The sequence below is a fragment of the Chlamydiota bacterium genome (assembly GCA_012729785.1).
In the GTDB taxonomy this organism is placed as follows: Bacteria; Auribacterota; Tritonobacteria; order UBA1439; family UBA1439; genus UBA1439.
On record JAAYCL010000040.1, the window covers coordinates 37,140 to 51,802 of the forward strand.

Here is a 14,663-nt window from a genome sequence, read left to right on the forward strand (position 1 = left end):
GCGGGGGAGCGGGCGCCGGGCGTGCGCCTTTCCTGATCGGGAGGGGGGAGGGGAGAGAAGCAGCGTGAGAATCGCCGTCATCGGCCCGTCGGACGTCGCGCGCGTCGCCGGCGCCTCCGGCGTCGACCCCGCGCGGATCGAGCGCGCCGCGGAGGAGGCGGGGCGCCTTCTCGCGGCGGCCGGGCACGAGCTTGTCGTCTGTCCCGACCGGGGGGTGCCGGTTCTCGCCGCCCGCGCCTATCGCGCGGCGGGAGGGGGGAGGATCTACGGGCTGATCCCGCGGTCGGGAGACTCGGCGCAGGGATCGATCAGCCGCGTCGAGGAGAACAGCGCCCTCTGCGACGGGACCGACCGGGGCCTTACCTGGTACGAGCAGCATTCGCGGATCGTGCGCGCCGCGGACGCGATGATCTGTCTGGGGCTCTCCTGCGGGACGATCTGCGAGATCGCATGGACGAAATGGTCCAAGCGCATCCCGGTCTTCGTCGTGAGGGGGCTGGGGAGCGCCGTGCCGCCGGAGGTCGAATCCGAGACGGATATCCGCTACGCCGATGCGCTGGGCGACATCCTGGAGGCGCTCCGATGACGCGGCGGCGCCTGGGCGGGATCGGGGGTGGACCGTGCCGTTGAGCCAAAAATTCTACGACCGCGCATACATGGTCTTCTGGACGCTCTACGCCTGGGTCTTCAAGATCTTCTTTCGCTGGCAGGTGTTCGGGCTCGAGCACGTGCCGCGCGCCGGCGGGGCGATCCTCGCGGTCAATCATGCCAGTCTCCTGGATCCGCCGCTGGGCGGCGTGGGGCTCTCGCGCAGGATCTGGTTCCTCGGGCGCGCGAGCCTGATCCGGAACCGGTTCGTCGCGTTTTTGATGAAATGCCAGCACATGATCCCGATCACGCGCGGGGAGGCGGACCTCGGGGCGATGAAACGGATCATCTCCCTCATCAGGTCCGGGGAGATCGTGCTGATGTTCCCCGAGGGGACGCGGAGCATCGACGGCGTCCTGGGGCCGGGGAAGGAGGGGATCGGGGTCTTCGTCAGGCACGCCAGAGCGGACGTGATCCCCTGCTACATCTCGGGGGCGTGGCGGGCGATGCCGAAGGGATGTGTGCTGCCGCGCCCGCGGAAGATCCGGATCTCATACGGGCCGGTGATACGGTACGAGGAGTTCGACGACTGCCCGAAGGGCAGGAGGGGCTACGCGATGATCAGCGCGCGCATCATGGAACGCATCGCCGCCCTGCAACAGCAGCTCGAATCGTAGACGTTGTATGTAACCAATTGCCCGGCATAAAGTTAAACCTTTAAACGTCCCGCCGCTGTATCCACAATCGCATACCGCGCCCGCTATGGGAGCTGCTTCAGGATGCTCGCGGCGATCTGTGGGCCGATGGCCGGGACCTCGGCGAGCTTCTTCGCGGGCGCCTTTCGCAGCGTCTCCAGCGTCCTGTATCCCGCGGCGAACAGGTTCCGCGCGCGCACCCGGCCGATCCCCTTGAGACTGACGAGCTCGAGCAGCTCCTCCTTGATCCCGTAGAGGACGCGGCGCCGGAGATCGCGAAGAGGGGCCTGCACGCCGGCGATCGAGAGCACCGAGGCGACCCGCTCCGCCGCGTAGACGAGCCAGTCGGCGCTCTCCACGAACCGCCTGACGTCGCCCGGGCCGACGCCGAACCGTTCGCAGATCTCCTCCTCGCGTTCCTCGGCGAGCCACGCCTCCAGCATCTGGGCGGTGCGCATCGACTTGAGGAACCGCTCATGCTCCTCCAGCCCCCCGCCGCGCGGCGGGGGGACGAGAAACTTGCTCCCCTCGACGTACAGCTCCTCCTCGAGCTCCGCGTACGACGCCTTCGTGAGGCCCAGGAGCGGCATGTCGGGGCAGCAGCAGATGAGGTGGAGGAGCGGTTCGCACCGGTGGGTTCCGCCGGAGGCGAGGAGTCCCTGCCGGAGGACGGTGCCGGAGCGCGGGTCGAGGTAGAGCCGCGAGACGACCGCGCCGAACGGGGTGGCGTGGAGCTCGTCCGCGGGGGAGAGGGCCGCCGCCTCGGCGCCGTCGCGGCGCGCGAGCAGGCCCTCGGCCAGCAGCTGCTCGATGATCTCCGCGGTCTGCCTCGACAGGACCTGCACGTCCTCCTGCATCGCGAAGAAGGTGAGCGACAAGAAGTCCAGTATCGCCCCCATCGAGGTCGCGTAGCCCGAGGCGATCGAGGCGAGGATATGGGACGGGAGCGCGCCCCCCTCCCCGAGGCGCGACCGGAGCGGCTCGGTGGCGGCGCGGATGTAGTGCTCGAAAAGCATCTCCCGGTCGCCCCGCTTCTTCGAGACGAGGATCGCCTCGCCCTCCCGGTCGTAGCCGGGGCGCCCCGCCCTTCCTGCGAACTGTTTGTACTCGAACACCGGGATCGGCCGCTGTCCCAGCCCGGCCTCGTAGCGCCCCCAGTCCCTGATCACGACCCGCCGGGCGGGGAGGTTCACCCCGGCGGCGAGCGTGGGCGTTGCGCAGATGGCCTTGATGAGTCCCGCGCGGAACGCCCCCTCGACGAGGCGGCGCTGTTCCGGGTGCAGGCCGGCGTGGTGGAACGCGGCGCCGCACCGGATCGCGTCCGCGAGCTCGGCGCAGAGGCGCGTCGGCTCCTGGAGGGCGGTGCCGGCGGAACGGGCGATCTCCCGGAGGGCCGCCTTCTCCTCCGGCGCGAGGCGCCCCTTCAGATGGGGGGCGAGGTGGCGCGCCGCCGCCTGCGTGGACCGCCGCGAGTTGACGAAGACGAGCGCCTGCCCGCCCGCGTCCACGGTTTCGGTGACAAGCGATTGCGACGGGTTGGCCTTCGCCGCGACGAGCGAGCGGGTGGTATGGTCGGCGTAGTAGATCGTGTTCCCCTCGTAGACGCCCTCCAGGAGCGGGACCGGCCGCCAGTCGCTCGAGACGAGCGCCGCGTTCAGCCACGCGGCGACCTCCCGGGCGTTGCGGACGGTGGCGCTCAGGGCGAGGATCTGCAGGCCCGGGTTCACCTGCCGGAGCCGGGCGATGACGAATTCGAGCGTCGGGCCGCGCCCCGGATCGTGAAGGTAGTGGACCTCGTCCATCACGGCGACGGTGAGCGACTCCGCCAGCCATCGGGCGCGCATCCGCAGGAGCGAGTCCACCTTCTCCGAGGTGGCGACGAGGATCTGGTGCCTCGCGAGGCGCGCGCCCGGCGAGTCGTACTCGCCGGTCGCCACGCCGACCGAGATCCCCAGCGGCGCCCAGCGCTTCTTGAACTCCTCGTACTTTTCCGTGGCGAGCGCCCGCAGGGGCACGACGTAGAGGCAGCGCCCGTCGGCATCGAGGATGCTCTTCACCATGCACAGCTCCGCGACGAGCGTCTTCCCCGCGGCGGTTGGGACGGCCATCAGGAGGTTCTTCCCCTTCAGCATCCCGGAGCGGACCGCCTCGGCCTGCGGCGGGTAGAGGGACGCGTATCCCGCCTCGAGAAGGCTCTCCACGAGCGGCTGCGGCACGCCGTGTTTCGACTGGAGCTCGGAAATCTTCATGGGCGGACACCGCCCGACGGGAGGCCGACGGGGCGCGGCACACGAGGCGATGTTTCGCACAGTTGGATGACGTCGCGTGTCGGCATATCGATGCGGGTGCCTTCGGTGGCGCGGACCCCGGATGGGATGCACCATCCTACCATATGCCGCCGCGTTGTGCGCCCCGGATTTGCGCCTTCGGCCCGGGAGCGGTGGGGATCCCCGCACGGGGCCGACGCGTGTGCAGGCATCGAGAAAGATATCGGCGGGGATGATTTCGAAAAGAGGCGCGTATAATGGGGGAGCACGCACGGCGAGGCGGGGCGGGTGCCGCTTCGCAGACAAGGGAGGACACGGCATGAAGAGGCCGGCAGCGGTTGCACTGGCGCTTGCGCTCCTGGCGATGACGGCGTCGGGCGCGCGGGCGGGGGACAAAATCAAGGTGAAGCGCGAGTACCACACCCCGTACGGGAAGGTCAAGGTGAAGGAGTATTACCACCGCAACCCGGCCCCGTACTACTACGGGGCCCCGCCCGTCTACGGCCCGGCGTACTATGCGCCGCCCGCCTTCCACGCGCCCCCGCCCGCATACTACCCCCCGTACTGCCCGGGGACGTACTACAACCCGGCGCCGTACCCGTACGGGGCGCCGTACAAGGTCAAGATCGACGACTGAAACGGGCCGGGCGGGGCGGATTCGGCGGAAACGGCGGGCATGGGGCGCAGCCCTCTGCGTGCGTCCTATGCCTGTCGGGCAAATGCGGTTCGCGACGGAACACGCCGCCGGGGCGCGCACATCTTCGCCCGGCGGATGCAGTCGGGGGCGGGATCCGCGATTTGGCGGATGTCGCCGCAGGCGAAAGGCGAGACGCCCCGCAGGCACGCCGCGCCCATCGAGGCGCCGCCTGCACCGAGGATTTTCGGGATCCCCGCCGCCTTCCACCCTCCACGAGCACGATGTCAGCCCCGGAGAAGAACGACCCCGCCGCGCGCGCGGGCGAAAAGTCGGGAGGCGTGGTCACGCATCGGCGGGCAGGGCGGGCGGCTACGCATCGTAGAGCGTGCCGGAGTCGTCCCTGCTGAAACCCGCTCCGCCGTCCCCCTCGATCCCCTCCGGGTCCTCCCCCGCCTCGAGGCGTTCGGCCATCTCGTCGATCTCCCCGGGCATCTCCTCGCCCAGCTCCCCGCCCATCTTCCGCATCCATCGGGCGATGGATTTCGGGTCGTTTTCGTCGATGCCGGAGAGGGCGGACGGGTCGGCGAGCTTCTCCATGCGCGACTCCTCGCTCCGGCCGACCCGGAAGGCCGAGATGGCGCGCCGCATCCCGCCCCCGCCGCACTTCGGACATTTCGGCGCCTTATGCGAGGCGGTGTTCCGCACGAGGAAACTGAAGATCTTCGCGCAGCGCGAACAGGCGTACTCGTAGATCGGCATGGTCGTAATCTACCATAGTCGAGGCGGGCGTTTCCAGCGCCCGGAGCGCCCCGGCGGCGCCCGTCGTTTCCCGGGAACCGCCGGGGAACGGGGCCGCGTTCTTTGTGCGCGCCGACTGACAGGGAGGGAACGCCCCGGTGCGATTTACCTGCGCGCGCCCCCCCGTGGATGCTATACTGCCGCTCTCCAGGGCGGTCGATATCCGGGCGGTGTTCGTAGCGCCGCCGTGCGTGCGTGACCGCGGACATCCGTGCCATGACCGAACTCAAAGAGAAGATCGGCCGAAGCACCGTGCTCACCTTCCTGGCCCACTTCCTGAAGCTCGCGGTCGCCTTCGTCCTCCTTCCCTACATCGTCTCCACGATCGGGAAGGAGCGGTTCGGCCTCTGGGTGATCGTGGTCGTGGTCACGCAGTACTGCGGCCTGGCGGACCTCGGGATCGCCCATCCGCTCTCGAAGTACATCGCGGAGTATTACGCCAAACGGGAGCCGGACCGGATCAACCAGGTGGTGACGACCGGCCTCGCCTTCTACGTCGTCTTTGGCGCCGTCGTTCTCACCGTCGTCTGCGCGATGAGCGGCTTCTTCCTTCGCCTGTTCGCCTTTCCCCCCGCCCTGTACCCCGACGCCCTCTTCGCCCTTCGGATCGGCGTGCTGATCTTCGTCATCGAGCTCGCCGCGGCGTGCGTGACCTCCGTGCTGCGGGGCCTTCAGCGGATCGACGTCACCCGCAAGGTCCAGATGCTCTACGTCGTCATCAACGCCGCCGGGACCGTGCTCGTCCTCTGGATGGGGTTCGGCCTCCGCGGCCTCTTTCTGAACGATCTCGCCTGCCTCTGCGCCACCGCCGCCCTCGAGATCGGGCTCTCCTTCGCCGCCCTCCCGTCGCTGCGCATCGCCCGTCGCTTCCTCTCGTCCGAGATGTTCAGGAGGCTCTTCAGCTTCGGCATCAGGGTCCAGATGAGCCGGTTCTCGGCCCTGATCGGCTTCCAGCTCGACAAGGTGCTGATCGGCTACTTCCTCTCCGTCGGCCTGGTGACCTACTACGAGATCGGCGCCAAGATCTCCTTCGCCCTCCGCCAGCTCCCGCTCCTCGTCTTCCCGATCCTCGTTCCCGCCTTCTCGGAACTGTCGGTGCGCCGGAACCGGGCCGAGATCTACGACTTCGCCGTGCGCCTGTCGAAGGTGCTCGCCTTCGCCGCGGTGCCGTGCACCGTCTTCACGATCTTCGCCGCGCCGCGGTTCATCGAGGCGTGGGTGGGTCCGGGGTACGGGCTGTCGGCGCGGGTCACGCGGCTCCTCTCCGTCGGGTACCTGGCGGACGTCCTTCCCCTGATCCTCTACGCCGTCCTGCAGGGGATGGAGCGGCCCCATTTCCAGATGTGGACCTCGACCCTCTCCGCCGCCGCCAACCTCGTCCTCAGTGTCGCCCTGATCCGCTGGATCGGCTTCATCGGCGCGCCGCTGGGCACCTGCATCGCGATGACCGTCACCTCCGCGTTCTTCGTCTGGATCGCCCACCGGTTCTTCTTCCGGGTCCGGGCCCTTCCGGCGCTCAGACGCACGCTGCGTGCGCCGTGCGCCGCGAGCGCGCTCGCCCTCGTCCCGCTCGTCGCCTGCGACCGCGCCCCGTCGCTCCTCTCCGCCCCGCCGTCGCGGCTCGCCAACCTCGGCATCCTTTCCCTCCAGGGGCTGCTCTTCCTTGCGGCGTACCTCGTCCTCGCCCGGCGTCTGGGGCACTTCACGCGGGAGGAGAAGGAGGAGCTCGGGCGGTATGTGCCGTGCGCGCGCCTGCTGCTCGGCTGATGCGAACGGCCATGATCGCGGGAGGGTGTCGATCCCGGCGGCGAGCGTCTTGACCGGGCGGGTGTCGAAGACCTCGTTCCCCTCGTCGTACTTGGCGCCGGAATTGTGGTTGCTGTGGGGGATGACGACAAGTCCCTTCTCGGTGTCCAGCTCGTTGAAGAGCTGTTCGGAATACCCCTTCACCTCCGGCCAGTCGCCGTTGGCCAGTATGATGTAGACGTTCTTGGGCTGCGCGACGGGGAGGTACTGGAACAGGTCGAGCGGTCTGACGAGGCGTTCCCGGCAGGGGAGGGGGACGGGCCGGCCGAGGACGTTCCCCGGTTCCCGGGCGCAGCGCAGCGTGGTCCGTTCCGAGTACCGGTCGAGCGACTCGTAGTTTCCAGGGCTTATGCTCACGATGTTCTTCACGAGCGGGTCGATCGCGCCGACCGCGAAGGAGAGGCTCCCCCCGAGCGAGTGGCCGGCGAGGGTGATCTTCTCCCGGTCGACAGGGAGCTTTTCCGCCATGTGCCGCAGCGCCGCCCGGACGTCCGCGACGAAATCCAGGTCCTCCGGAACCCGGCGCCTCGACACCTTGCCTGACTCCCCGAATCCCCGCAGGTCGATCGCGAAGACGAGATAGCCGTGCGCGATGAGCTTCCGGTACAGCGCCGCGTGCATCCCGGTCTCCTTCCCATCCGGCGGGGTCCCGTGGACGAACAGGATGCCGTGGCGTTTCGTCCACGGAAGGCTGCGCGGATAGTGGATCCTCCCCACGAGGGTGCAAAGGTGCGGGCCGGAGAAGACGGCGGTTCTGGTCCTGAACGCGAAGGGGGCGCGCAGGCGGGGGAGCTGTGTCCCCCCCGCCGCGCCGAGACAAACGCAGGCGGCCGCAACGACAAGGCAGCATCGCGGCGATTCCGCGCCTGCCCCCGCAAAAGTCCGCGCTTGCAAAACGGTCAGGGAAGAATGATGATATGCACCGCGCCCCCCGGCGCCGCAACGGCCCGCCGTGGGACGCCGGGATGCGCCGCGTGGAGGTGCGCCATGAGTGAACCGCCGGGCCTGTCGCCGTCCGTGCTGGAGCTGGTGAAGCGGGGGGTCGTGATCCGCTGCCCCGGTTCAGTCGAGGTGGACCCGTCGGTCGACCCCGCCCGCATTGCGCCCGGCGCGATCATCCACGCGGGCTGCCGGCTCTCCGGGTCCGCGACCTCCGTCGGCCCCGGCTCCGAGCTCGGCAAAGAGGGGCCGGTCGTCCTGGAGGATTGCCAGCTCGGGAGCCGTGTCGCGCTGAAGGGCGGCTTCTTCTCCGGGGCGACGTTCCTGGACGGGGTTTCGATGGGCGGCGCGGCGCACGTGCGCCCGGGCACGCTGCTGGAGGAGGAGGCCGGGGGGGCGCACGCGGTCGGCTTCAAACAGACGATCCTCCTCTCCTACGTGACGGCGGGCAGCCTGATCAACTTCTGCGACGCCCTGATGGCGGGCGGGACCAGCCGGAAAGACCACAGCGAGATCGGCTCCTCCTACGTCCATTTCAACTACACCCCCCACCAGGACAAGGCCACCCCCTCGCTGGTCGGCGACGTGCCGGGCGGGGTGATGCTGAACCAGGCGCCGATTTTCCTGGGGGGGCAGGGGGGACTGATCGGCCCCGTGCGCATCGCGTACGGCGTCGTCGTCCCCGCCGGGACGATCTGCCGGAGGGACCTCCTCGAGGCGCGGAAGCTGTTCGTCGCGCCGCCCCTGCTGCGGGAGACGCGCGCGTTCGCGCCGGGCGTCTACCGGGGCATCGACAGAATCGTCGCGAACAACCTGATCTACATCGGCAACCTCTGGGCGCTCGAGGCATGGTACCGGACCGTCCGGGAGCGCACGATGGCCGCGGACGCCTTCAGCCGGGCATGCCGCGCGGGCGCGCTGGCGCGGCTCGGCGAGGCGGTCTCGGAGCGTTTGAAGCGCCTGAAGGAGCTGGCCGCCGCGATGCCGTCCTCCCTGCGCCGCGCCCGGGCCGAGACCGGCGAGGAGCTGCCGCCGCAGGTCCGGTCGCAGCAGCAGGGGCTGATCGACCGCTGGCCGGAGATCGAGGCGGGGGTGAAGGCGGGTCCGTCGCCGGACGCCGGCGCGGCGGACCGGGACGCCTTCCTGGAGGCGTGGGAACGGGTCGACGCGGGCGCCGGGCACGTCGAGGCGGTGCAAAGCCTCGCACCGGCCGCGCGCGCGTCGGGTACGGCCTGGCTGCAGGCGATCGTGGATTCGGCGGCCGCGCTCTGGAGACGCGCATAGGGAGGGGGAATCGATGGGACGGTTGTTCGGCACCGACGGGGTCCGGGGGGTCGCCAACGTGCACCCGATGACGGCGGAGATGGCGCTGGAGATCGGCCGCGCCGCAGCGTACGTCTGCAAGCGGCACAAGACCCGGCGTCACTCGATCGTGATCGGCAAGGACACGCGGCTGAGCGGGTACATGCTGGAGTCGGCCCTGACGGCCGGGATCTGCTCGATGGGCGTGGACGTGCTGCTGGTGGGCCCGATGAGCACGCCCGGCATCGCCTTCATCACGCGGTCGATGCGGGCGGACGCCGGTGTGGTGATATCGGCCTCCCACAACCCGTACCAGGACAACGGGATCAAGCTCTTCTCGCGCGACGGCTTCAAGCTTCCGGACGCCGTGGAGGACGAGATCGAGAAGCTGATCACCGGCGGGCGCATCAAGAACATCCGGCCGACGGCCGACGAGATCGGGAAGGCCCACCGCATCGACGACGCGATGGGCCGGTACATCGTCTTCTGCAAGAGCAGCTTCCCCGAGACCCTGTCGCTGGAGGGGATGCGGATCGTGCTCGATTGCGCCAACGGCGCCACGTACAAGGCCGCCCCCACGATCTTCTCCGAGCTGGGCGCGGAGGTGACGGTCATGCACTGCGCCCCCGACGGGCTCAACATCAACGACCGGTGCGGCTCCCTGTACACGGAGGGGCTGAGCGCCAGGGTCCGCGACCTCGAGGCCGACATCGGCCTCGCGTTCGACGGCGACGGCGACCGGCTCATCGCCGTGGACGAGACCGGGCGGGAGATCACCGGCGACCATATGATGGCGATCTGCGCGAAATGGTACAAGGAGCAGGGCCTGCTCGAGAACAACCTGGTGATCGCGACGGTGATGAGCAACTTCGGCTTCTTCGTCGCCCTGCGGGAGATGGGGATCGAGCCGGGCGTGAGCAAGGTCGGCGACCGGTATGTCCTTGAGATGATGCGGGAGAAGGGCGCCGTGCTGGGCGGCGAGGCGTCCGGGCACCTGATCTTTTTGAACCACCACACGACCGGGGACGGGATCATCTCCGCCCTCCAGCTTCTCTCGGCCCTGCGGCATTACCGGCAACCGCTCTCCGTGCTCGCCCGGGTGATGACCCTCTCGCCCCAGCGGATGATCAACGTGGATGTCAAGACGAAGCCGCCGCTGGATTCGATCCCCGAGCTCCGGAAGGCGATCAAGGAGGCGGAGTCCGAACTTGGGGACAGGGGCCGCGTGCTCATCCGGTATTCGGGCACGCAGGCGATGTGCCGGGTGATGGTCGAGGGCCCCTCGCAGGAGACGACCGACCGGCTGACCCGGGCGCTGGCGGACGTGGTGGCGAGAAGCATCGGCTGAGCGGGGGGGCGCCATGGCGTTTCAGGTGATCGTGGCCGGCGATTTCGACCGGATGAGCGAGCTGGCCGCCGGCCTCGTGCTCGACGATATCCGGCGGGCCGGGGCCCCGTACGTGCTCGGCCTGGCCACCGGGAACTCCCCCACCGGCGTCTACAAGCGGCTGGCCGCCGCCGCCAACGCGGGCCTCTTCGATCCCTCCGGGATACGCAGCTTCAACCTCGACGAGTATGTCGGACTGCCCGGGGAGAACGCCCAGCAGCGCGCGATCCACAAGGAGAGCTACAGCTACTTCATGATCCAGGAGCTGTTCGGTCTCCTGCGGGTGAAGTTCCGGGAGACGAATGTCCCCTGGGGCGCGCTCATCGACCGGGCCCGGCTCGAGACCGAGATGGAGCAGAGCCCCGGCGACTGGACGCTGCGCGGCGCCGACTCCGGCAAGGCGATCGTGATCGACAAGGGGGCGAAATCAGGCTACCTGCGCTGGGTCCGGGAGGAGGTGCTGGACGCCTATGCGGCCAAGATCGCCGGGCTGGGCGGTATCGACCTGCAGATCGTCGGCGTCGGCGGCCGCGGCCACGTCGGGTTCCACGAGGTCGGCATCCCCTTCGAGATCGACCCGATGCTGCTGGTCAAGCTGGACCGCAGCACCATCGGGTACGCGGTAACCGACGGCCATTTCTCCGCCGCGGAGGAGAGCCCGTCGTACGCCGTGTCGATGAGCGCCCCGCTGATCTACCGGGCCCGCACCGTGCTGCTGATCGCCTCCGGCGCGCGCAAGGCGGACGCGGTGGCGAAGGCGCTCTTGATGGAGCCGGACTGCTCCGTGCCGATCTCGTACGGGCACCACCTGGCGAGGGGGGGCGGCCGGATGATCTTCGTGCTGGACCGGCAGGCCGCCGCCGGGGTGCTGGCGCAGGCGGAGCGGCTCAGGGACCGCGGGATCGAACTGGAGGACAGGAGCCGGTAGCCCCGCCCTTTCCGGAAACCGGAATGCGCCCGGTTCAGTAGATCTCGTCCCCCTCGTCGGCGGTGTGGAAAAGGTCGAAGCATTCGCCGTCGCGGCGCGCCGGGTCCGCGCGGAGCAGCGCGGCCTCCGCCGCAACCCGGCGCTCGAGCGCCCGGCGCTCGAGGAGGCGCAGCCTGTCGGGGACGCCCGACGCCGCGACCATCCCCTTCACGGTCTCGAAGACCTCCTCGCTCCCGTACAGCAGGCGCCCCTCGTGCAGGATCTTGGCGGCGATCATCTTCCTGAAGCTGTCGAAGGCCAGTTGCGTTTGCACACGGGAGAGGTTCTTGACCACGTAGTCGATCTCCTCCCGGTAGCGCGGGTGGAAGAGCAGGTACTGCTTCCTCTCGAGGATCGCCTCGTCCAGCGCGCGCAGGATCTCCGGGGGCGTTGCGTCGTCGGCGACGGCTACGATGTCCAGATCCGACCCCCGGACCATCCTGCCGGTGCTCCTCTCCGGGCGGGGGACGGCGTGCGCCATCTCGTAAACGATGTCGCCGGCGATGATGAAGCAGACCCGGTCCTTTACGGCGTCCGGCCGGGGAAGCGACTGGACCGCCGTCGCCATCGTTTCGCGGGCCAGATCGAACTTGGATCGGCTGATCTCCCGGATCTCCTCGCGCAGGAGCTCCGCCCTCGCGGCGACGGCGTCCCGCCGCCCCTCCGCGCCGAGGACGGTGTAGGTCAAGAACTCCCTGCGGATGGACGGCGAGAGCCGGGCGTACCCCTCCACCCCGCGATCCAGGCGGAGGAACCGCGTGCCCGCCGTTTCGATCTGGACGCCCGGGGTCCGGCGGACCAACTGCCACAGCGGCAGGGCGTCCAACCGCGTGCGCTTCATGAGCCGCCAGCCGGTCTGCGGTCCGGTTTCCTCCAGCACCGTCAACAGCTCTCGCGGAAGCATGCACGCACCCGTGCCTCGGCGGCGTCGATGTTCCTATGGCGCCGACGGCGGTTCCTGCTACACTACGCACATTGGAACACAAAGCGGAAACCGATATGAAGAAGAATCGCGGGGGCGCGCCGCGCGGGCCCCGGCCGGGCGGATCCTGGCAGGGGGCGCGGAGCCGCCTCGAGGAGCTGGTGGAGGCGGTCATCAACACCGACATGGCCGCCCTGCGCTTCTCGCCGGAGATGCGGACGCTGGCGTACAGGGTCCTGCAGTTCGACGCCCGCAGGACCAGGGTGGTCATCCTGGGCGGCGGCACGGGCCTCTCCACGGTGGTGGGGGGGAACGCCCAGCGCCCCGACTGGGCCCGGATGCCGTTCGTCGGCCTGAAGGAGGAGTTCCCGCGCCTGAAGGTGGTCGTCTGCACCACCGATGACGGCGGGTCCACCGGGCGCCTCCTGAAGACGATGCCGATGATCGCCATCGGCGACCTGCGCAAGTCGGCCCTCTCGCTGATCCTCTCGGAGAACCTGCAGCGCGCCTACCGGCTGCGCCGGGAGGAGTCGTACGGCCTGGTCCAGTGCATCCAGAGGATCTTCAACCACCGCTTCGCCGAGCGCCCCTCGGATGCGCACCGGCTGGCCGATCCGCTGCTGGTCTTGCCGGTCCGGCAGCGGGCGGCGATCCCCCGGAAGCTCGCCGAACGCCTCCGGGCGCTCGGCGCCTACGTGGCGGCCGGGGGGAAGGGCCCCCGGATCGATCCCGCGGGGCACTGCCTGGGCAACCTCCTGCTCACCTCCGCGATCTTCCGGGAGGCGAAAGGCCGCGCGGACCGGCCGCCCCGTCTGCCCGAGATACAGAGGGGGCTGGACGCCGTCTCGCGGCTCATCGGCGCGACGCCGGGGAGCCTCTTCCCCGCCACGGCGACGCCGGGCCAGCTGAGCTTCCGCTACGCCAACGGGGTCGAGGTGCTCGGGCAGAGCAAGTCGGCCTCCGCCCGGCGGAACTTCCCTGTGGAGCGCCTGACAGCGGGGTTTTGCGGGACGCCGGTCGTGAGCGGGAGGGTGCGCAAGGCGCTCCGGGAGGCGGAGATGATCATCCTGGCGCCCGGCAGTGTCTATACCAGCATCCTCCCCGTTCTCCAGATCGAGCCGATCGCGGAGGCGATCCGCTCCAACCGGAAGGCGCTCAAGATCCTGGGCGCCAACTTCTGGATCCAGGAGGGCGAGACCGACATATCCCGCCGGAGGCAGCGGCAGGAGTTCTGCATCTCCGAGCTGGTGGACGCGTACGATCGCAACGTGGCGGGCGGCGCGCGGGGGCTCTTCGATCTCGTGGTGAGCGCCAACCTGGAGCGCATGCCGGGCAACATCGTGCGCAACTACGCCCTGGAGGGGAAGCGCCCGATCCATTTGGACCGGCGCCGCGTGACCGCCATGGGCTTCCAGCCGGTGGAGGCCACCCTCTTTTCTCCGGAGCAGCTCACGCAGACGCGCGTCATCCAGCACGACGCCGGCCGCTTCGCCCTGGCCCTGCGCTCCATCCTCTACGCGCACAAAACGCTCGGCTGGATCGAGACGCGCCACGAATGCGTTCCCGCCCGGCGCCCTGCCCGGTCCGGGGGGAAGACGCCGTCCGCCCCGCTCCTGTGCGGATACCTGTCCTCGATCGAGACGGCCCTGCGCGGCAAGACGTTCCGCCCCCCCCTGCTGCGGCAGGTGCTCCTGGACCTTGCCTGGGACAACCGCGACATCCTCCCGGAACATCTCGCCTACTTCCGCGCCGCACGGATCGTCCCGGCCGGGTCGTGGCACCGCAGCACCGAGTGGGACAACGTGCTGGGGTTCTTCGACCCTGAGGATCACGGGCTGAAGCTGCACGCGCAGCTGCTCGACAAACCGGCCCGGCTCCGGGAGGACCTTCTGATCGCACTGGGGGAATCCCTCCTGGGCCGCTACATCGAGAGCCGCGCGTGGATCGACAACCGCACGAGGGGCTACCCGGGCACGCGCTGCTACGAGATCCGGCTGCGGCCGGCGGCTGCGCGGGACTGCTACCTCACCCCGGAGCAGCTTCACGCCTATCTCACGCTCGCCCGGATGATCCCCGACCCGCACGAGGCGGGCTGCTACCGGATGGTCGTGAACGACAACGAGGGGTTCCTGCCGTCGGGCCTCCTGTTCGGCCTGATGTATGCGTGGTACCTGAACAACGCCTACGGCGGGATCATGGAGTACGAGATGTCGATGCTGCGCTGGTCATCGCGCTCGCTGCTGCCCCACCAGGCCAGGGAGCGCATGCGCAGGCAGGCGCTGGTGAACTTCTTCCGCGAGGTGGTGTTCCGCCGTCCCCGTTGACGCCCGGGGGGCGGGGATCCCCGGCCCTCGC

At 69.5% G+C, this 14,663-nt stretch carries 11 protein-coding genes and 1 pseudogene; 8 read left to right on the forward strand and 4 right to left on the reverse strand.

Going from position 1 to position 14,663, the window contains the following annotated elements; all coding sequences use genetic code 11:
* Window positions 1-64 precede the first annotated feature (64 nt).
* Both GXY35_10365 and GXY35_10370 read left to right on the forward strand, forming a co-directional pair.
* Window positions 65-586 carry a hypothetical protein gene (locus GXY35_10365; GenBank protein ID NLW94980.1) on the forward strand — a complete coding sequence of 174 codons (522 nt, stop codon included), beginning with the start codon at window positions 65-67 and terminating at the stop codon, window positions 584-586.
* A 40-nt stretch (window positions 587-626) separates the two neighbouring features.
* Window positions 627-1,265 carry a 1-acyl-sn-glycerol-3-phosphate acyltransferase gene (locus tag GXY35_10370; protein NLW94981.1) on the forward strand — a complete coding sequence of 213 codons (639 nt, stop codon included), beginning with the start codon at window positions 627-629 and terminating at the stop codon, window positions 1,263-1,265.
* An 83-nt stretch (window positions 1,266-1,348) separates the two neighbouring features.
* Here the strand turns inward: GXY35_10370 and GXY35_10375 are convergent, their stop codons facing one another.
* On the reverse strand, window positions 1,349-3,532 hold the full coding sequence (locus tag GXY35_10375) for a DEAD/DEAH box helicase (GenBank protein ID NLW94982.1): 2,184 nt from the start codon (window positions 3,530-3,532) through the stop codon (window positions 1,349-1,351).
* Between the two features lie 337 nt (window positions 3,533-3,869).
* Between GXY35_10375 and GXY35_10380 the strand changes: the two genes are divergently transcribed.
* A complete protein-coding gene (locus GXY35_10380) occupies window positions 3,870-4,187 on the forward strand; it encodes a hypothetical protein (protein ID NLW94983.1) in 318 nt (105 codons plus the stop codon).
* 369 nt (window positions 4,188-4,556) lie between these two features.
* On the opposite strand, the gene GXY35_10385 is transcribed toward GXY35_10380, so the two are convergent.
* Complete coding sequence (locus GXY35_10385) at window positions 4,557-4,946, reverse strand: zinc ribbon domain-containing protein (protein ID NLW94984.1); 390 nt, start codon at window positions 4,944-4,946, stop codon at window positions 4,557-4,559.
* 255 nt (window positions 4,947-5,201) lie between these two features.
* On the opposite strand from GXY35_10385, the gene GXY35_10390 reads away from it, so the two are divergent.
* Window positions 5,202-6,752 (forward strand): oligosaccharide flippase family protein, encoded by a 1,551-nt coding sequence (locus GXY35_10390; GenBank protein NLW94985.1) that lies wholly within the window; start codon window positions 5,202-5,204, stop codon window positions 6,750-6,752.
* An 84-nt stretch (window positions 6,753-6,836) separates the two neighbouring features.
* On the opposite strand, the pseudogene GXY35_10395 reads toward GXY35_10390, so the two are convergent.
* Window positions 6,837-7,694, reverse strand: a pseudogene (locus GXY35_10395) (alpha/beta fold hydrolase).
* Window positions 7,695-7,778: 84 nt separating this feature from the next.
* Here GXY35_10395 and GXY35_10400 point away from each other — a divergent pair.
* Genes GXY35_10400 through GXY35_10410 form a run of 3 tightly spaced genes read left to right on the forward strand, consistent with a single transcriptional unit; the run spans window position 7,779 to window position 11,347 of the window.
* Window positions 7,779-9,014: a UDP-N-acetylglucosamine pyrophosphorylase gene (locus GXY35_10400; GenBank protein ID NLW94986.1), complete on the forward strand. Its 1,236-nt coding sequence runs from the start codon at window positions 7,779-7,781 to the stop codon at window positions 9,012-9,014.
* 13 nt (window positions 9,015-9,027) lie between these two features.
* Complete coding sequence (locus GXY35_10405) at window positions 9,028-10,380, forward strand: phosphoglucosamine mutase (GenBank protein NLW94987.1); 1,353 nt, start codon at window positions 9,028-9,030, stop codon at window positions 10,378-10,380.
* Between the two features lie 13 nt (window positions 10,381-10,393).
* Window positions 10,394-11,347, forward strand: coding sequence for a 6-phosphogluconolactonase (locus GXY35_10410; protein NLW94988.1), 954 nt, complete (start codon window positions 10,394-10,396; stop codon window positions 11,345-11,347).
* Window positions 11,348-11,381: 34 nt separating this feature from the next.
* Here the strand turns inward: GXY35_10410 and GXY35_10415 are convergent, their stop codons facing one another.
* Entirely contained in the window at window positions 11,382-12,290 is a 909-nt protein-coding gene (locus GXY35_10415; protein ID NLW94989.1) for a hypothetical protein, read from the reverse strand.
* A gap of 230 nt (window positions 12,291-12,520) precedes the next feature.
* On the opposite strand from GXY35_10415, the gene GXY35_10420 reads away from it, so the two are divergent.
* The gene (locus tag GXY35_10420) at window positions 12,521-14,632 is read left to right on the forward strand and encodes a YvcK family protein (protein ID NLW94990.1); all 2,112 of its coding nucleotides are present in this window, start codon (window positions 12,521-12,523) and stop codon (window positions 14,630-14,632) included.
* The last annotated feature ends 31 nt before the right edge of the window (window positions 14,633-14,663 follow it).